The organism is Alteromonas sp. 5NS40-0096, assembly GCF_057544385.1.
The window spans coordinates 261,429-280,185 of sequence record NZ_BAAJLQ010000004.1; the positions used below are offsets into that span (position 1 = coordinate 261,429).

The following is an 18,757-nucleotide window of genomic DNA, read 5'->3' on the forward strand; positions in this document are numbered from 1 at the left end:
TTACAAACTCAGTTTCATCTCAATCATATTGGATGTAAATCCGGCCTTTTCATAGGCGCGGATGGCGGCGTGGTTTTGTGCATAAACATCGAGGTAAAAATGGTTCACATCGAGGCTTTTACTCCATGCAATTAGCTTATCAAGGATTTGCTGGTTGAGCCCTTTACCTCGGCAATGTGGTGCCACAAACATAAACCCAAGATAACAATGAGATTCGTGAACTAGTGAGGCTTTCGAAGGCCTAATTTGACCATAGCCAGTCGCGACAACTTCGCCTTCTTGCTCTGCCACCAGTAACAAGGATTGTTCACTATCAAGCAAATCAGGTAAGTCGTAATAAGTCGCGTCGTTTGGCTTAATGGCGTCATTGAAAGGGCGTTCAGCCTCGACTACCGCCTGCTCTAAAGCGAGAAGAGCAGGCAAGTCGTTGTGTGTCGCTTGGCGAAAAATCATGTTCATGTACTCTTTTCACTTTCCTTACCCTTTTAGTATGGCCAGTGAGACTAGATTGCAATTCTTTCACCGTCAGCCAATAGACGATAGTACTTTCCATCTTCTATCAAAAGGCCTTCCGATGATTTCGGTGGGAAACTGGCACTGTAATCGTCTGGGTGTTTTACGTCGATTGCGAAAACTTGGTTGTCGAGGGATGCATTAACTCTAAACTGCAATGTATGGCCAACAACAACGGCCTTAGCGTCCAGTGAGGTCAGACTTTGCTTCACCTGATTAGCGTCGACGTCACCTCGAAAATAACCGCGATACCATGCGAGGCCTGTCTTGGTGGACGTGAGTAAATCGACATTGTTGTTTAGCGTCGCATTGGGGTAGTAAAACTGTCGATAGTGCTCACGGACCGTTGCGTTCATTTCATCAATCGACATATCTAACTGATTGATGTCTGGATGAATACCGCCGTGAACGAACAAGTGTCCGTTAATATTTTCGATAACATTTTTACTGGCCAACCAACGGCCGATAGCGGCATCTGGCCCGAACAATTCGTATTGTTGGCGTTGCAAAATCCCCGCGATTGCAAAGTACTTATCCGCCGCGGAATGAAAGTTACCTTGTAGATTTTTGATTTCGTGATTGCCAACAATGTAGTGCAATCGACCGCCTGAACGCAGTGCTTCTTGTTCGAGTTTATACACAAACCACAACAAAGGGGTGGTAGAGAATCCGCGGTCGACCATGTCGCCAATGAGAACCAAGTGGCCAGAGCCAAAGCGCCATTGATTGTTGCTATCGATCACGCCATGGGTTTTGAGAAAGTCGATAAATGTCCCTAAGTTACCCTCCAAATCGGAAATCGCAACAATAGGAGCCGTATCTGAGTACGTGGAGGGCGGTGTTGCAGAAATGGGTGAATAATCTACCTGAAACGTCGAATTGGTAAGGGGAAAATATACATCCAGTGAATGAGTTTCATCCGGTTTTAGCGTTAGGGTTTCTTTGTAAAAACCCTCTTCCCGATTGCCTCTGATGTATTCTGCTTGCAAGTTTTCGCCCTCAAAGAAAACGTGAGGTCCTTCATTGCCGACGGTTTTAGCGAGTTGGTCTGCGGGCAGTCCTACTGTGCCGTGTTGACTGACTAGCACGGCAAATCCAACAATGAGCAGTATTACCGTTACCGCTGAAAAATGGCCGAGATATCGAAGTATGGTTTTCATGGGTAGAGATCCTCAGTCTTAGCGGTATTGCTTTAGGACACTGAGCAAACGGTGTGTTAGCAATAAGACCGCGACACCACAAATAATGCCAACGGGGATCAGCCACATGCCAAGCAGTTCTTGGCTAGATACTGGCGTGTGATCAACGATACCGACTACGACACTTTGACCGTGGTCATTTGCCCATACGCCCACCGAATCAGGTAAAAACACCTTTAACGCGCCGATAGCGATAAGTACTAAACCAAGTAAGTATCCTACCAAGGCTGTGCCAAAGAAAATGCTGGCGGTGACCCCTTTTTTGACTGTTCGTAATGCATTAAATCCCGGTGGGGGTGGCGTACCCATTAGCAAGTGATCACTGTATTGCTGTGCTAGCTGACGAGGTGAGCCGAAACGAGCTAAAACCTCGTCAATTTCGATGGGACTACCTTGAGTTTCCGCATTATCGATGACGTCATAAATGTGACTTTCAATTTCTCTAATCACTTCGTTCACTTGTGCCGAGTCTAAACGGGACATGTATTTAGCTAGAGTAGATAGGTACTGATTGATCTGTGTATCGTAATTCATAATGAGATCCTTAATCTTAGAACGTCGCCGGTCCGGGATTGGCGAGTAAGAATTCCATATCGCTGACAGACTTACGCCAGCGATCCGTTAAGACATTGAGTTTTGTTTCCCCATCTGCTGTTAGGGAATAATATTTTCGAGGTCTGGTTGTTCCCTCTTGTACCCACTGTGCATCAACAACACCGTCTTTTTTTAAACGGTCGAGTAGCGGATACAAGGTACCTTCGGTAATTGCGGTGGTTTCTAATTTTTGCAGTAGGTTTAACAATGCTAAACCATACAGTGACCGACCTTTCAGCGCGGCAAGGATAACCATTTCAAGCGTGCCTTTGCGCAATTGGACGTCCCACTTCGCTGCGGAGTTATCTTTTTCCATCTCATTCACTGCCTATTTAATGTGCTTTTTATTTTATAATGCAATATACCTTGTAATGCAAGGTATATTGTTGAACATAGTTTTTGGGTATGTGCCATACGCCTTTTTGAAGCGCTCTAAATCAACATTGAAATTTGCTTTAAGTAATTGTATTTATTTGTTTTTAAGGTTGTGTTGAATTGATTTTGATGGCGTGGGAAGGACCCAGCGTTGACATCGCCAATAAGTTGGTGAATGATGGGGTGGTCAAAAAAACATCGTTTTCGGAATTCAATGAGCTATTCGATACCCATTCTTGGTAAGTCTCAAGTCAGCCTCTTAATGAGTGGTTGTTCTGCTGACTTCCATCTCTCGGAATGGTTTGACGAATAGGTTCGTGTGCAACGCTCGCTCGAGCTTTTGCATCTATAGCTGACGACCGTCGGCGCCTTTTAAAACAATAAAAAAGTTGAAGGAAAATTGAATGAAAACGTCAATACTTTTGTCGTTTGCTGCGGTATTTGTGGCAAACACAACTCATGCCTGTGTTACCGCAGAAACCGAAAACAACAACTCGGAAGCCAATGCTAACGGAACCTTGTGTAGCGGAGTGTTAGTCGAAGGCAGTATCAACAATCGGCGAGATCAAGATTGGTATTTTTTCTCCGTGCAAGAGGGCGGGGAAATAGCGATTGTATTAGATCATAACAGCCGAGATGATTTTGATTGGGATCTGTATCGCACCTCCGGCACCGCGGTCGCATCAGGCGCGAGTTCTCGTGTACCTGAGACAGGAGCTTACGCTGCTTCGTCGGGCGATTATTACCTTAAAGTCAGCCGTTACGATGGTACAGGATGGTACGATTTAACCGTCTCTTTTCCCGACTCGGGAACGGGCAGTGCCGCCTGTAACACATACGGAAGCCGACCGGCTAAACCCAACTCAATAGCGTCGAATTTGGTTGGAAATCACGAGGATGTTTGTCCAGAGCTACCGAGCCAAGGCGCCGTCCTATTGATGGGCGGTGGTACTGACGTTGATGCGTCTTTCAGTCAGCGCGTTAAACCGCATATCAGTGGCGGTGATGTCGTGGTGCTGAGAACTTCTGGCACTGACGCTTACAACGACTATCTGTTGCCATTAACAGGCGCAGACTCGGTAGAAACCATTATTGTCGATTCTGTTGCAGACGCTAACTCTAGTTATGTTGATTGGGCTGTACGGTCAGCGGAATTTGTATTTGTATCTGGTGGTGACCAGTCTGAGTATTTAAATCTGTGGGAAGGCACAGCACTGCAACAGGCGCTTGATCACGTGTATGGCAAAAACGGTGTTATTGGCGGCACATCAGCCGGAAATGCGATTCAGGGCAACTATGTATATGACCCTGATGGCGTTCTTGGCGCCATCAGTGAAGAAGTGGTTACTGATTTATGTCACAACACGATGAATATATCGCCGGCATTTTTACAAACACCTGTGATGTCGAACATCATTACCGATACCCATTTTTATGAGCGCGACCGAATGGGGCGAATGGCCGTAATGTTGGCATCTATCGGCATTGGTAAACAGGCTATTGGTGTTGACGAAGGCACGGCTATGTTTGTCACTGGCGATGGTAGTACTGTTATAGATGGCTCAGGGCGAGTGTATGTGCTTACTACTGATAGTCAAAGCCGATTTGAGCAAGTGCAATGTGGTAGCCCCGTTGTCGTAACGGATCTGGTTACCTACGATTTGCGCGCGGGAGATACATTCAACGTGCTGACGGGCCAGTCTTCACGCACGGCCTATCGGATTAGCGTCGATGGTAGCAATACGCGATTCTATTCGCCGAGTAACCCATACTGATCAATCGTAGCGGGGTACTGCCCCGCTAGTTTCGCTTGCGCTGCTTCCATGTGCCGCCATATTGATATTCTGGGTAACTTTGTTTCATTTGGCGTTGGCAGGGTTTACAAGTAAACAGCCATTCGCCAGCGGATGTAACTTTAATCCTGAACAGCTCTGGTGCTGTCTTTGCGCATTCATCACAAGCTCTGGCGTGTCTTTTTCGCTGGGATTTCCCCACTTTTCGACCTATCTTAATCTTTATGCATGTCTACTGAGAGATTTTACCAAACGGATCACTTTAGCCTTATTGCTAATACGGTTATCACTACTGAGGCCGATAACATACCCAAACCACAAATACAGTTAAGGACGCAGAGATGGACGATTTACTCAATCAATCGAAAATAGAAGAGTACATTCCACTAATCATCGATTTCAGTACCAACGTACTGCTCGCAATTATCATTTTGATCGTGGGCATGTATGTGGCAAACAAAGTGAATAAGATGATTCACAATTTAGGTAAGCGCCACGAAAAGTTAGATGACACCCTGTTTCGTTTCTTAGGCAGCGTAGCGCGCTATACGATTTTAGCCTTTGTTGCGATTGCCGTGCTCAATCGTTTTGGTGTGCAAACCGCTTCAATTGTGGCACTACTTGGTGCGGCTGGTTTGGCTGTCGGCTTGGCGCTGCAAGGGACCTTATCTAACCTTGCCGCGGGTGTGATGTTACTGATTTTCCGTCCGTATAAAGTAGGTGACTTTATTGATGCAGCGGGTCGCTTTGGTAACGTCACGGAAATCGACTTATTTACGACAATCCTCGAGACGTTTGACCGTCAGCAAATCATCATTCCCAATAGCCAGATTTGGGGCAGCCAAATTATCAACCACTCCCATCATCAAATTCGCGGTGTGGATATGCGTTTCGGCGTGGCCTATAAAGAAGATACGGTGAAAGCTCGGGAAGTTATCAACCAGGTGCTTGAAGCTCACCCCCATGTATTAAAGGATCCTGCCCCTTTTGTTGAAGTGGAAACGCTAAACAACAGTTCTGTCGATTTCTTGGTTCGCCCATTTTGTGAAGGCGCACATTACTTCGATGTTCTTTATTCTGTGCCGGAACAAATCAAACGTGCGTTGGATGACGCACAGATAGAGATTCCATTCCCGCATACTAAAGTTATCTTAACCAAGGAAGACGAGTAGTCTTTATCGTCCGTAGGCGCCAGTGATGGTGCTTACGGCCTGTTGAATGAGCGTATCGTCGTCGAGTTGGCTGAGAGTTTTAGCTGATTTCCCTCCATTGAACGCCATGATTACCGGCTTTCCGGTGTATGGATAGAGATTAAACCATTGGTTAAAATGCCCTCTGGGCAGCCCATTGTCAGGTGTTGCTATCCAAGTTACATCTTTATCCCAAAATACATCCTCAAATTGCAAATACACTTTATCCAACACACCCATCCCTAATTTCGCAATAGCTTGTTGTTTAGTAGGTGGTAGAGCAGGAGAAAATGTGATGTGTTGTTGTTTGAGAACCCCTAATGGAATGGTAATCACCACAGCATCAAATTGTGCAGTGCTGTTATTCTGGAAACCCACAGAGACGCCATTTTCATTGTAATTAACCTCATTTAGCACATGGTTAAATACGATATGTTTGCTGTCAGCGAGCGTTTCGAAAACGTTGTGATAACCCTGAGTGAAGATGACTTCAGCGCCGTCATAATCATCGTCAAAAAAGTAAGCAAACTGGTTCACCTCAGACAAGCTAGCGCCAGCTGTGTGTTCGATATCAACCACTTCATCGAGCCATTCTGGTGGCGAAGTCATTTCCTTACCATATCGATTTCGAACGATATAGCTATCATCTGTTTCTACCGTGACAAGTCGTTGCTGCTGAGCAATGGCGTAGATAGGGTTATCGTTAATGCCATGAATCCATGACGCCCCCAGATCCAAGGGGATGCCTAAGGCGTTATCGGTGTGAATGCGCCCTCCAATACGGTCACGGGCTTCGAAAATAGTGACGGTTTTTCCGGTTTTTTCCAATGCATCGGCCGCCGCTAATCCACTGATACCCGCACCGACGATGGCCACATTTTTCGCTTGAGATTGGTTGAGGTTTTGCGCCGCTATTAGTCCAGATTCGTAGGCTGCATGAACAGTACTGTTGTAATCAGGGTGAGTGGCTTCACCAGCAAAGAAAACGCGATTGTCGATTGGGGCGGCTAGTGCGTTGATATGCTTGCGTTTTGCCCCTTTGGCGATAAAAGAATACGAGCCTTGGCTAAACGGGTCTTGGCTCCAGTTGGTTCGAAGGTAACCCAATAGTTTGCGAGTAGACGGTTGAGCGCCGGTCCAAGGCGTTATTCCCACAAGTAACCCACAACCTGCGGCCTGTAAAAATGTACGTCGTTTCAAAGCGCGTCCTCGCTATATCGCTAACACTCAGATGCACTATGGTATCATAAAGCCTAACTCAGCCTTGGGCTGATGCTTTTTTCCTTGCTGCTAGTTTTGCTTTGTAGTGGGCTTTATCTGCGATGTAAATCGTCTTGCGTACTTCGCAATAGACTTTGGACCTGGCCTTATTGGTTAGCTGAGTCACTTTGACAACTTCCATCTCTTTTTGAGCGGCAATTGTTGCTTTGATATGGTCAATTTCGTCTTGCGAGTAGGTAAACTCGGCGTATAAGTCTTCCAGCGCTGGCGCTTTGAAAAAGATTTCTGCCGACTTATCCCAAACGATGTAGTTGCTGTCTAGCAAATTGATTAACTGCACCATGGGCACGGGATCCACAGCTGAAAATAAGCTGCCACCAAAGATAGAGCCAACGTAATTCCTGTTTTTGTAGCTAATCGGCAGCTTGGTCACAATTCGTGAGATGTCATCTGACACTTCAACTAATTTTGCGGTACTGCGGCGATACATAGGGGAGAGATTGAACCCTAGTCGCAATGTGCGGGCTTTCCCAAGTAATTTGGGGCCGATCTCTGCTATTTTTTGGTACATGTTTTCAACCCTTTCGGAAAAGAAACTACACTGCTTTTTTGCGTTTATCAGAGACGCGCATGGTGATGTCTGCGTGAAATACTTCGACGCCATTGGTGTCGAATACACCCACCGGCATCACAACATCTTGTGGAGAGTCCCAGTCAAAGTGTTCTACTTTACATATCGCTCGCAAATCAGTTTTTGCCATCTTCAAATACTTAACTTCCATACCAACGGGTATCCATCGAAAGTCACTGTTAAGCGATACATCAAGGCAGGTTCCACCAGCTAACTCTGCTGCATTACACATAGCAATGGCGTGGACGGTATTGATGTGATTGAGGACGCCGCGTCGTTTCTTGAACTGTATTTCTACGCATCCTGGTTCGAGCGTGGTGAAAATGGGTTTAATTGTCGAAAAATAAGGGGCTTTGAAACATACCATCTTGCTGACAAGCCAGCGGCCGAAACCACTGCCACCCAACGTTTTCCACAATTTAAGTAATGGGCTCTTTGATGGTTTATATGCCATATCTATTGGCTCCTCTTCGTAAACAGGTCAGTAATGTGATGTAAGTATCGCGACACGATTTCTAGCTCTTCGTCTTCAAATCCATCGTTCATTTCATGATTAATGTCATTGAGTAGTGCCATACCTTGAGCAAGAAGTAATTGGCCTTTCTCCGAGAGACTCAAACGCGACGCTCGAGCATCATTGGGGCAAGGTGTTCTTACAATGAGCTCTTTGTTTTGCATGCGTTTAGCTAAGCCGCTCACTGCAGAGTTGTCTAGCATCAAGGCATCAGCGAGCTCTTTCATCAAACAGTGCTCTCGCTCTTTCAGTACCATCAATGCACTCAGTTGCGTCACTGAGATTCCCAATGCGGCGCGACAACCTGCATCCATGGATTTCATCATCGCATGGCGGGCTTGGTTGATTTGATAAATTAAACGTCTTTTTCTTTGCATGTCGACACTATAAATTCAATATAGTTGACATGTCAACTATATAGTTTTGATGCTAACAGCTGCGATAGTAGCGTTAATCCTGTGTCAAAGTTGAGCACGAGGGTTGCGACTCTGGTATATTCCAATTCAACAAACGATGACAGGTGTGCTACTCAATACTTGAGTAGGACTTAATTGGGAATCCGGTGAAAAACCGGAACTGTACCCGCAACTGTAAATGGCCATTACGCGACCATAAGTCAGATACCAGCCGTCATGACAACAGCATAACTCGTGCGGGAATACACGATAGTGAGTGATGTGCTTTTATCTATTTGGTGAAAGCCGACTTGCCTATTCTCGCCACCCTATTAGGTGGATCATTTGTCTAGCGATAACGCGCTTCAAGCTCGTCAGATTTCTTTGAGCATCGGCCAAAAGGTCATTCTTCACGACATTGGCTTGTCTTTGCCAAAGGGTAAAGTATTGGGTGTTTTGGGCCCCAATGGTGCTGGCAAGACGAGTTTATTAAAGGTCCTATCTGGTCAACGCGCTTTCGAAGGTGACGTGGCATGGCAGGGTATGCCTATTCGAGACTATTCGATCCAAGGCTTAGCTCAACAAATTGCGGTAGTAAACCAGGTTAACGATGTCGTGTTTTCGGTGACGCTACAGCAAGTTGTGAGAATGGGGTTGTTACCGCATAAATCATTGCTCTCCCGCCACACTCGGCGCGACGAACAGCGTATAGAGCAGGCTATCCAAGCTGTGGGGTTGGAGCATAAACAGCATCAAGAATTCAGCAGTTTGTCTGGTGGTGAGCAGCAACGCGCATTGATCGCGAGGGCGCTAGTTCAGGGTTCACCGCTTTTGATACTCGATGAGCCTGTTAACCATCTAGACGTGTATTATCAGCACCAAATCTTGCAACTGTTGCACGACCTTGCCAGCCAACTCAATGTCACTATTGTGATGAGCTTACACGATATGAATTTGGCCGCGCAGTACTGCGATAAGCTGGCGTTACTCAGTGAAGGTCAACTGGTGGCATTTGGCCAGCCAAATGAAGTACTAGAACCAAGTTTGCTCACTGAGGTGTTCAATATTACCTGTTCAGTAGAAGGCAGTGGTGAGGTGCCCAATGTCGTATTTAAACCCGAGCGTAAAACGGTTTTAGATTTAAGTGAGTGGCCACAATGAGTGCGCAATTCAAATGGTATGGGATGGCTTTCGTCGCGTTCACAAGCTGTGTATTGGCACTGTTTTTTGGCGCCGCTGAACTGCCGCCAGAGCGCATTGTGCAATGTGTTGTCAGCGAGTGTGCCAACGCAACGGATTCGCTAATATTCTGGCAAATTCGCGTGCCAAGAGTGGCAGTCGGTTTTTTAGTTGGCGTCGGATTGGCGGTCGCTGGGGCGACATTGCAAAACGTTACCCGTAACAGTTTGACCGATCCGTATTTATTCGGCGTGGTTGCGGGGGCGGGCCTTGGGGCCAGTATCGCAACCTTGCTATTCAGTGAGTCGGTTGCGCGTCAACTTGGCTTCGACGTCTTGAATTCGGACGCGGCGTTTTCTATTGCATTGCCAGCTGCAGCATTTATAGGAGCACTCTTTGCTGTCGCCTTGGTTCAAGTCTTGGTGGCAAGTGCGCTAGGACGCCGAACGGAACACCTATTGTTAGCCGGTGTTGCCGTTTCTTTCATGTTGGGGGCTGTGTCTCATTTCTTACTCTTTCTCGCCGAACCTTTTGCTGCCAATAAAGTGGTATTTTGGCTGATGGGAAGTTTGGCGCGAGTTGAAGCTTGGTACGCTTGGGTGATGCTGCCTATCGTCGCGTTTTGCGTCTTGGTCCTGTTGTTATACGGCAGGCAAATGGACGCCTTATTGCTGGGAGACGAAAGTGCAAAATCACTGGGTGTGAATGTGCGATTACTACGCATGCTTTCTCTTGCTATTTGTGCGGCCTTAACTGCCTGTATCGTCTCCTATTGCGGTGGCATTGGCTTTGTGGGGTTGATGATTCCTCATATTGTTCGCAATTGGGTTGGGGTGACGAGTCGCTCACTCATCGTGGGATGCGTTTTGCTTGGCGGGGCGTTTATGGTGACTGTAGATATTTTCGCCCGTGTGGCTTTATCTGGCCAAGAGATCCCAATTGGTATTATCACGTCTGCCATAGGCAGTGTATTTTTCTTTCTCGCCATTCGTCAAAGGAGCGCCTAAACCGTGTCATCACCGAGTCGTTGGGTTATCCCGCCTTTGAATGAAAAGGTTACCGAGCATGTACAACAGACAATCGACAATAAGACTAAACCCCCGGGTTCTCTTGGAAAGCTCGAATCACTAGCGTTGCAGTTGGCGAAAACGCAATTGACAAGCAGTGATTCTGGGCCGCTTGTTATCGAGAAACCTGCGATCCTAGTGTTTGCCGCTGACCACGGGATATCGAAGCACAATGTGAGTATTGCGCCAGCAGAGGTGACTCAGCAGATGGTGCTCAATTTTTTAGCTGGTGGTGCCGCAATAAACTGTTTTTGTCGACTTCACGATGTGCAGCTCAGTGTGATTGATGCCGGTATGCTCAACGCGCTTAGTTCAACGTCAGCACACTATTTCGAGCACAGGTTGGGTGCTGGAACGCAAGACATCAGTGTGCAGGATGCCATGTCGCAAGAACAGCTCTCTCAAGGCCTGAATTTTGGTGCGCAAATAGCCAAGGTGCATATTGATGCCGGGTCCAATGTACTGGGGTTTGGCGAAATGGGGATTGGAAATACCAGCAGCGCCGCGGCCCTGTTGTGTGCTTATTCGGGCTTAGAAGCGAGTAAAGTGGTAGGTCGAGGAACTGGTATATCCGATGCGCAGTATGACGCTAAGGTCGCGCTGATTCAACGGTCGTTGGACCGTGTTGCGGCTGCTCAAAAAGCGTCAGTCAATCAAACGGAATATATACTTGCCGCTTTGGGAGGCTTTGAAATAGTGCAAATGATCGGCGCTATGCTTGCAACCGCCGAACAAGGTAAGACTGTGGTGGTAGACGGGTTTATTGCTTCCGTCGCCGCCTTGTACGCTTGTGCCATTGCTCCTCGGACAAAATCTTACATGGTATTTGCACATGTCGGTGCCGAACGAAGCCACCAAATGGTTCTTAACTTAATGAACGTACAACCGTTACTTGATTTAGGTATGCGGCTAGGTGAAGGCACAGGTGCGGCTCTCGCTATGCCGATGCTGAGAAGTGCGGTGGCATTTTACAATGAGATGGCAACGTTTGAGAGTGCAAATGTCGATGTCTAATAATCGTGATGAGTTGACGCCTTGGTCGGCACAGTGGAACTACTTTCGCCTCGCGCTTGGCTTTTTTAGCCGTATTCCAATGGGCAAAAGCGTCGTTTATCAGCCGGAATTCATGCATACCTGCACACAGTATTTCCCCGCTGTGGGCTGGCTGCTTGCTGTGTTACTCGTTGCTATGTACCTATTGGCGTCAGCTTTACTTGGGAGCTTGGCAGCAATAGCGCTTGTTATCCTTGTGAGTGTGATGTTAACAGGCGCATTGCACGAGGACGGTTTGGCTGATACCTGCGACGGTTTTTGGGGAGGCCTAACTGTCGAACGTAAAATCGATATTATGAAGGACAGCCGCATCGGCACCTATGGTGCGTGTGGTTTAATCTTAGTGTTAGGCGCTAAGTTTTCCCTGCTTTACTCATTGGCTGAGCTAGACGTCATTATCCCAGCATTACTGATTGCTTACCCTTTATCCCGCGCAATGGCACTGACACATGTGCAAGACTTACCATATGTTTCGGACCTTGGCTCAGTAAAAAAGAACAAAAGTGACCCGCTGGCGAAACCCGTTTCGACGGCACATTTGTGGTTTGTTTTGATCTCAGGTTCGCTCGGTGTGTTCCTGCTTCCCTTTTTTCACATTACCATATTGGCCATAGCCGTCGTGCTTCTGAGATTTTGCTTACGCCGTTGGATGAAACATCACATTGGAGGCTTTACTGGGGATGTGTTGGGAGCCGCTCAGCAAATTCAAGAGCTGGCGATTTACATGGTATTGTTAGCGTTAGCCAGGGGGAGCTTGTGATAGAACTAGTGTTGGGTGGAGCGCGATCGGGTAAATCTCAGTATGCTCAGAGTCGTGCACTAAAACTTACCGGACCGGTTACTTATATCGCGACAGCACAGGCAACCGACCGTGAGATGTCTGACCGAATTGCCAGACATCAAGCAGATAGACCGGCCGAGTGGACTCTGGTGGAGCAACCTTTGGCCCTGCATCAGGCTATTCGTCGTTACGGTACCCAATGTAATACGATTTTGCTTATCGATTGTTTGACATTGTGGTTGAACAACGAGATATACAACGGCGTGACTACCTCTTTTGAATCGCTTACCAATGAGTTGACCGCATCCTTAGTCGATGCCAAAAGTGATGCCATTTTAGTTAGCAACGAAGTGGGGATGGGCATCGTCCCAATTGGCGAAGTCACACGCCAATTCGTCGATTGGCAAGGTTGGCTCAATCAGGCTGTGGCGAAATGTGCTGACAGGGTGACGTTTGTCGCAGCGGGTTTACCGCTGCACCTCAAGGGAGACAATGATGAGTAAGTCACGACATACTATATATTTGCTTCGCCATGGTGAAGTAGACGGTCCTGCTGCCATTTATGGTAAAACAGACGTGCCTGTCAGCCACCAGGGCTGGCAGCAGTTGCAAAGACAAGCAGCACGACTAGACTCGGTGACGCGAATTGTGACATCGCCACTAAGACGGTGTCAGGTCTTCGCAAACGATCTCGCGGTAAGTAAAGGTTTACCGTTGAACATTGAAAGTGACTTTAGAGAATGTGATTTTGGCAAATGGGATGGTGTTCCTTTTGACGATATTCCCGAAGGCGCATGGGGAGAAATGGAAGCGTTTTGGGCATCGCCAGCGAGTTGTCAATTTGAAGGAGGTGAGCACCTTAAAGACATGCATCGTCGGGTGGCGCAAGCTTGGGATAACCTGATTGGTGAACTGCGCGACTCAACCACACCAGAAACGGTGTTGGTCGTTGCTCATGGTGGTGTGATCCGATTATTGTTGGCCTACATTCTCCATTTTGACTGGTGGAATCCAGCCATATTCAGTCAATGGCAAATCGATTACGCGAGCTTAAGCAAGATAACGTTGGCGCAATTCGAGAATGCCAAACCCAATGTGCAGTATGTCGCTATGCCTCATGGTTGGGAGGCCTGAAGGTCTATGCTAACCAATACATTGATGGTGCAAGGTACGTCGTCTGACGCCGGAAAAAGTATGTTGGTAGCGGCGCTTTGCCGTTGCCTATATCAGGCTGGTGTCAGTGTTGTGCCTTTTAAGCCACAGAACATGGCTTTGAATAGCGCGGTGACAGCAGACGGTGGCGAGATTGGCAGAGCACAAGCGGTTCAAGCTCAAGCGGCGGGTTTGGCTCCTCATGTGGATATGAATCCTATTTTACTCAAACCGAGTACAGATACCGGCGCGCAAGTGATTGTCCACGGTAAAGCCATTACTGACATGCAAGCCAAGTCTTATCACGATTATAAAAAAGTGGCGATGGATGCTGTGCTTCAATCGCATCAGCGCTTAACTCAGCAATACGAATGTATCGTCGTAGAAGGTGCTGGCAGCCCCGCAGAGATCAATCTCAGAGAGGGCGATATCGCCAATATGGGGTTTGCTGAGGCTGTAGACTGTCCTGTTGTTTTGGTCGCAGACATAGATAGAGGTGGCGTTTTCGCCCAGTTAGTAGGCACACTTGACCTTCTCTCACAAAGTGAGCAAGAGCGAGTCGTTGGTTTCGTAATCAATAAGTTTCGCGGTGATATTGCCCTATTAGAATCGGGTTTAGACTGGTTAGAAAACAGAACCGGCAAGCCTGTCTTGGGGGTTTTGCCTTACCTGCATCATTTGCAGATTGCCGCTGAAGATGCAGTCAATGTAGAGCAAAATCTTGATAAGAAAGATAAAAAATTAACTATCGCGGTACCAGTGTTTGGTCGAATCAGCAACCATACCGACTTCGATATGTTGCGTGTGGTACCCCAAGTGGATTTGATATATGTGCCACCGCATAGTCCCATTCCGCCGTGCGATTTAATAGTACTGCCGGGCAGTAAGAATGTCAGAGCAGACCTCACTTTGATGCGTGAAATGGGCTGGGATAAGGCGATTGCAAGGCATCTGCGCTATGGTGGCAAGGTGCTGGGAATTTGCGGTGGGTACCAAATGCTAGGCACAGTGATAGCTGATCCTAACGGTGTAGAGGGCAGTCCGGGTGAATCGCAAGGGTTGGGCTGCCTCATGGTCAAAACGATTTTGCAACCAGAAAAGCAATTGACCCAAGATGAGGGTGTACTTTGCCTTGATGACGAAGACGTTAGTGTAGCGGGATATCAAATTCACGTTGGAGTCACAGAAGTGGCGGAGTCTCGTTGTTTTGCAAAATTAACGGATGGCGTGACTGATGGTGCCGTTAGCGAAGACGACCAAGTGGCGGGTACCTACCTGCACGGCGTGTTCGACAAACCCCAAGCGCTAGAGAGAATTTTGGCCTGGGCCGGGGCTGACGTTACGATTTCTGAAGATTACGCTGCGATTCAAGAGCGTGAGCTTAATCGGTTAGCTGATATGTGTCGTACTCATCTCGATTGGAATAAGATTAATCAATTCATAGGACGTAAAGGTAATGACAACTGACAATGACAAATCGCGTCATAAAGCGCGGATGCAAGAACACAAAGCGAAAGTGGATGAGCGGGTTGCTCAAGCACAAGATGAAAAGGGCATATTGATCGTGATTACCGGCAACGGTAAAGGCAAATCTACATCGGGCTTCGGTACGGTGACACGGGCGGTTGGCCACGGTCAAAAAGCTGCGGTTGTGCAATATGTGAAAGGGACCTGGCCTTGTGGTGAGCGAGATTTACTGCAAGCTCATGGTGTGCCATTTCACGTCATGGGAACAGGGTTTACTTGGGAAACACAAGACAAGGAAACCGATATTGCTGCGGCAAAAAAAGCGTGGGAACAGTCTAAAGTTTGGTTACAAGACCCGACTATTAACTTGGTGTTGCTCGACGAGCTCACTTATATGCTGAGCTACAAATACCTTGATGTTGACGAAGTAGTACAGACACTACAAAACCGTCCAGTGATGCAAAACGTTATCGTTACCGGCAGAGCCTGCCACCGCGCAGTGATGGATATTGCCGATACCGTCAGTGAAGTGAAATCCGTTAAACACGCCTTCGATGCTGGAATAAAAGCGCAAGTCGGGATTGACTGGTGAGTCGTTTCGTTTACTTGATTGCGCTTTGGCTGCTCGCAGGGTTGGCGTGGGCGAAGGACAATACGGGTCCCCGTATTGTCGCACTTGCACCGCACATTGTGGAATCGCTATATGATATTGGGGCGGGCGATTACATCATTGCCACCACTGAGCATGCTGATTATCCATCACAAGCAAATCAAATCCCGCGGGTGGGGAATTACGCGCGGTTGCAGATAGAAAGAATTGTACAGTTGGCGCCAGACGTCATTATTGCATGGCGTACGGGAAACCCTCAGGAGGACTTAGCAAGGCTTGAGAAATATGGCCTCAATATCGTTTACTCCAATCCAACAACGATGGAAAGTGTTGCCCAAGAACTTCGCATGCTAGGCAAGATAACAGGTCACGAACAGATGGCTGAAGAGGTGGCAAGTGCTTACTTACAGAAGCTTGATGGTTTGAGAGCTAAGTATGCCGATGCGTTGGCTATTCGAGGATTCTATGAAATGTGGGCGCGGCCGTTACGCACCGTGGCCAATAAAGCGTGGTTACAACAACATATGGAGTTGTGTGGAGTCGACAATCCCTTCGCTACCCTTAGTGAGGATTACCCCTTGGTCAGTTTAGAGCAAGTGTTGGCTGCCAACCCGCAAATTGTCGTGCAACCCACCCCGCATAGCGCCACCAATAGTGATGCGCTGGATTGGACGCAGTGGCCGCATATTGCTGCCTCTAAACATGGGTTTGTTTTTCATCCCGATGCCGATAAAACCCATCGTATGACGGTGCGAATGCTCAACGAGGTTGAATTGCTTTGCGAGCAGATTGATGCTGCGCGAGTTATTTATCATACCAAGTAATTATTTGACTTATTGACGTGGCGTGGATATCTTTCACGCCGCTGTCTCAGGTGCCTGTGGGCTGATTACCAACTCAGTCTGGACAGGGTAAACGGGAAGTATGGTAAGCGCACTAAATCGTTCCAAGTTGGAAGTGTTGGTTAGTGTTGTCAATCCATCGCTGCCCCCGCAACGGTAAAGCATCAAAGAATGTTAGCCCGATACCGGCCTGCAATCTGTTTGAAGATAATGACAGTTAAACGCGAATGAAGCGGAGGGCTTCATCGGAGTATGTAAATCCTGTTATTTGGGCTTTGCCACACAAGGCGTAGCCAGCTTGAGCATTCTCTTCTCCCTCCTTCAATCGTCTTATTTATTAGATTGAGGAACACAAAAAGTGAAAAAACTCACTTTAGCATTGGCGGTCAACGCCATCTTGGCTTCGGCAGTTCAAGCCGAGGAACAAGTTGAAACTATCACAGTTACTGCAACGCGTGCAGCACAACAAACTTCACCTATACTGGCCACTCAAATTGTGATTGGCAGAGCCGAGATCGCATTGGCGGAAGTGGAATCACTGCCGGAATTGTTGTCGCGTTACGCTGGCATTGATGTATCTCAAAACGGTGGGCGTGGTCAAACTGCATCAGTCTTTATTCGCGGTGCTAGCTCGGATCAAACACTTGTGTTGATCAACGGGCTCAGAGTGAATACTGCGAGCAATGGTGCGGCGACTTGGTCCACCATTTCGCCGGAATCTATCGAGCGCATCGAGATTGTAAAAGGCCCTCGCGCTGCTGTATGGGGTTCTGATGCCATTGGTGGAGTGATCAACATCATCACTCGAAAACACGTACCGGGTAAAGTGACGCTCAATGCCAAATACGGTACTAACAATACTCAGTCTTACTACGTTGGTACTGGTATCGCCCATGGTGATGGTGCAACGACAGTTGCTGTCAACCATGAGAGCAGTGATGGCTTTGACGTATTAAAAACGCAAGAGCCCGATGAAGATGGCTACGACAACCTCAGTGTTTTGGTAAATGGCAGCCAAAACGTATCTGATGATTTGACAGTGACTTGGTTGCTGCGCGCTTCAGAGCAAGATACAGATTTTGATTCCACGTATTTAAACCGCGCAGAAAATAAAACCAGAGAATGGTCACTGGGTGCGAACTATCAGTGGCTAGCGTCTGACGTTGCTAACACCACAGTCGTTACTTTGGGGTCAACACGAGATACCAGCTTGTCATTTGGCAATGGTCGTGAACAAGCCAATGGTGATTTGTTTGAAACACGCCGAGATCAACTTTCAGTGGCCAATACCACAGTGGTAAACCCTGCGTTGTCAGTTGTGCTTGGTACCGACCAATACGAAGAAAAGGTCGCATCTACTACCGCATTTGCCGAAACCAGCCGTCACGTTCAAGGTTACTTTGGTCACGCGTTGTTTGCGCAGAATGCCGTAACGGCAGAGTTGGCGTTGCGATATGACGACGTTGAAAACATTGATAGTGAAACCACGTACAACGCAAGCGTGGGTTATCAGTTTAACGATCAGTGGTTAGTATCCGCTGCCGTTGGCTCAGGTTTTAAAGCGCCAACTTTTAATGATTTGTACTTCCCGTTCGGCGGTAATCCTGATTTGTTGTCAGAGACTTCAGATACTGAAGAGCTAACGGTTCAATATCAACGAGATGCGTGGGATGTTGCGGTGAGTTGGTACAATACAGATATTATCAATCTCATCGAATGGGCTCCGGATGCGAATGGTATTTGGCAACCCAGAAACATTGCAAGTGCTGAGATAAAAGGCGTAGATTTTACAGCCAATTACGCTGGTTTTGGTGGAAAACACACGTTTAATTACGGCTATCTTGACGCTGCTAATGGTAACACTGGTGCTCGTTTAGTAAGAAGAGCGAAGAATCAGTTTAGTTATCAGTTCATGGCGAATTTCGGCGATACAGATTTGTTACTCAACTATGAGTACAAGGGCTCTCGTACTGATAGCGGCCAATACTTAGCGAGTTATCAGTTGGTTGACATGAGTGTGAATCACCATTTCAATGACGATTTGTCAGGCCAATTCAAACTACAGAATGTATTTAACCAAGACTACGAAACCGTATTTAATTACCAAGCCTTGGGCAGAGCGGTGTATTTTGGCTTAACCTATCAACTGTAAATGAAAAAGGGCATCCATTGGGATGCCCT

20 protein-coding genes and 2 riboswitches are annotated in these 18,757 nt (G+C 47.4%); of the genes, 12 read left to right on the forward strand and 8 right to left on the reverse strand.

Translation table 11 applies throughout. From position 1 onward, the window contains the following. The 4 genes from AC27G9_RS13805 to AC27G9_RS13820 are packed head-to-tail and all read right to left on the reverse strand — an operon-like array spanning position 1 to position 2,622. Entirely contained in the window at positions 1-459 is a 459-nt protein-coding gene (locus AC27G9_RS13805) for a GNAT family N-acetyltransferase (protein WP_487075012.1), read from the reverse strand. Between the two features lie 44 nt (positions 460-503). Next, on the reverse strand, positions 504-1,673 hold the full coding sequence (locus AC27G9_RS13810; RefSeq protein ID WP_487075013.1) for a metallophosphoesterase family protein: 1,170 nt from the start codon (positions 1,671-1,673) through the stop codon (positions 504-506). A gap of 18 nt (positions 1,674-1,691) precedes the next feature. Beyond that, the gene (locus AC27G9_RS13815) at positions 1,692-2,246 is read right to left on the reverse strand and encodes an HAAS signaling domain-containing protein (RefSeq protein ID WP_487075014.1); all 555 of its coding nucleotides are present in this window, start codon (positions 2,244-2,246) and stop codon (positions 1,692-1,694) included. 16 nt (positions 2,247-2,262) lie between these two features. Next, on the reverse strand, positions 2,263-2,622 hold the full coding sequence (locus AC27G9_RS13820) for a PadR family transcriptional regulator (RefSeq protein ID WP_487075015.1): 360 nt from the start codon (positions 2,620-2,622) through the stop codon (positions 2,263-2,265). Between the two features lie 463 nt (positions 2,623-3,085). Between AC27G9_RS13820 and AC27G9_RS13825 the strand changes: the two genes are divergently transcribed. Continuing rightward, entirely contained in the window at positions 3,086-4,456 is a 1,371-nt protein-coding gene (locus tag AC27G9_RS13825) for a Type 1 glutamine amidotransferase-like domain-containing protein (RefSeq protein ID WP_487075016.1), read from the forward strand. A 359-nt stretch (positions 4,457-4,815) separates the two neighbouring features. Next, a complete protein-coding gene (locus AC27G9_RS13830; protein ID WP_487075017.1) occupies positions 4,816-5,646 on the forward strand; it encodes a mechanosensitive ion channel family protein in 831 nt (276 codons plus the stop codon). A 3-nt stretch (positions 5,647-5,649) separates the two neighbouring features. On the opposite strand, the gene AC27G9_RS13835 is transcribed toward AC27G9_RS13830, so the two are convergent. From AC27G9_RS13835 to AC27G9_RS13850, 4 genes are read right to left on the reverse strand one after another with little or no spacing between them, the layout of a single operon-like run. Beyond that, a complete protein-coding gene (locus AC27G9_RS13835; protein ID WP_487075018.1) occupies positions 5,650-6,864 on the reverse strand; it encodes a flavin monoamine oxidase family protein in 1,215 nt (404 codons plus the stop codon). Between the two features lie 58 nt (positions 6,865-6,922). Continuing rightward, complete coding sequence (locus tag AC27G9_RS13840; protein WP_487075019.1) at positions 6,923-7,456, reverse strand: PaaI family thioesterase; 534 nt, start codon at positions 7,454-7,456, stop codon at positions 6,923-6,925. A 25-nt stretch (positions 7,457-7,481) separates the two neighbouring features. Then, on the reverse strand, positions 7,482-7,970 hold the full coding sequence (locus AC27G9_RS13845; RefSeq protein WP_487075020.1) for a hotdog fold domain-containing protein: 489 nt from the start codon (positions 7,968-7,970) through the stop codon (positions 7,482-7,484). 2 nt (positions 7,971-7,972) lie between these two features. Then, positions 7,973-8,407, reverse strand: coding sequence for a MarR family winged helix-turn-helix transcriptional regulator (locus AC27G9_RS13850; RefSeq protein ID WP_487075021.1), 435 nt, complete (start codon positions 8,405-8,407; stop codon positions 7,973-7,975). A 123-nt stretch (positions 8,408-8,530) separates the two neighbouring features. Next, positions 8,531-8,676: riboswitch (cobalamin riboswitch) on the forward strand. 94 nt (positions 8,677-8,770) lie between these two features. Here AC27G9_RS13850 and AC27G9_RS13855 point away from each other — a divergent pair. The 10 genes from AC27G9_RS13855 (at position 8,771) to AC27G9_RS13900 (ending at position 18,728) form a co-directional block, all read left to right on the forward strand. Further along, positions 8,771-9,586 carry an ABC transporter ATP-binding protein gene (locus tag AC27G9_RS13855; RefSeq protein WP_487075022.1) on the forward strand — a complete coding sequence of 272 codons (816 nt, stop codon included), beginning with the start codon at positions 8,771-8,773 and terminating at the stop codon, positions 9,584-9,586. Next, the gene (locus AC27G9_RS13860; RefSeq protein ID WP_487075023.1) at positions 9,583-10,611 is read left to right on the forward strand and encodes a FecCD family ABC transporter permease; all 1,029 of its coding nucleotides are present in this window, start codon (positions 9,583-9,585) and stop codon (positions 10,609-10,611) included. Before AC27G9_RS13855 ends, AC27G9_RS13860 begins: the two co-directional genes overlap by 4 nt. A 3-nt stretch (positions 10,612-10,614) precedes the next feature. After that, complete coding sequence (gene cobT / locus AC27G9_RS13865) at positions 10,615-11,685, forward strand: nicotinate-nucleotide--dimethylbenzimidazole phosphoribosyltransferase (protein ID WP_487075024.1); 1,071 nt, start codon at positions 10,615-10,617, stop codon at positions 11,683-11,685. Next, a complete protein-coding gene (gene cobS, locus AC27G9_RS13870) occupies positions 11,678-12,484 on the forward strand; it encodes an adenosylcobinamide-GDP ribazoletransferase (RefSeq protein ID WP_487075025.1) in 807 nt (268 codons plus the stop codon). Before cobT ends, cobS begins: the two co-directional genes overlap by 8 nt. Beyond that, positions 12,481-13,008 carry a bifunctional adenosylcobinamide kinase/adenosylcobinamide-phosphate guanylyltransferase gene (cobU, locus tag AC27G9_RS13875; protein ID WP_487075026.1) on the forward strand — a complete coding sequence of 176 codons (528 nt, stop codon included), beginning with the start codon at positions 12,481-12,483 and terminating at the stop codon, positions 13,006-13,008. The genes cobS and cobU overlap by 4 nt, the downstream gene beginning before the upstream one ends. Then, positions 13,001-13,639, forward strand: a complete 639-nt coding sequence (gene cobC / locus AC27G9_RS13880; RefSeq protein ID WP_487075027.1) for an alpha-ribazole phosphatase family protein — start codon at positions 13,001-13,003, stop codon at positions 13,637-13,639. The genes cobU and cobC overlap by 8 nt, the downstream gene beginning before the upstream one ends. A 6-nt stretch (positions 13,640-13,645) precedes the next feature. Next, positions 13,646-15,124, forward strand: a complete 1,479-nt coding sequence (locus AC27G9_RS13885) for a cobyric acid synthase (RefSeq protein WP_487075028.1) — start codon at positions 13,646-13,648, stop codon at positions 15,122-15,124. Then, positions 15,114-15,716, forward strand: a complete 603-nt coding sequence (gene cobO, locus AC27G9_RS13890; RefSeq protein ID WP_487075029.1) for a cob(I)yrinic acid a,c-diamide adenosyltransferase — start codon at positions 15,114-15,116, stop codon at positions 15,714-15,716. Before AC27G9_RS13885 ends, cobO begins: the two co-directional genes overlap by 11 nt. After that, entirely contained in the window at positions 15,713-16,558 is an 846-nt protein-coding gene (locus AC27G9_RS13895) for a cobalamin-binding protein (protein WP_487075030.1), read from the forward strand. Before cobO ends, AC27G9_RS13895 begins: the two co-directional genes overlap by 4 nt. A 31-nt stretch (positions 16,559-16,589) precedes the next feature. After that, positions 16,590-16,784, forward strand: a riboswitch (cobalamin riboswitch). 150 nt (positions 16,785-16,934) lie between these two features. Next, positions 16,935-18,728 (forward strand): TonB-dependent receptor domain-containing protein, encoded by a 1,794-nt coding sequence (locus AC27G9_RS13900; RefSeq protein WP_487075031.1) that lies wholly within the window; start codon positions 16,935-16,937, stop codon positions 18,726-18,728. The last annotated feature ends 29 nt before the right edge of the window (positions 18,729-18,757 follow it).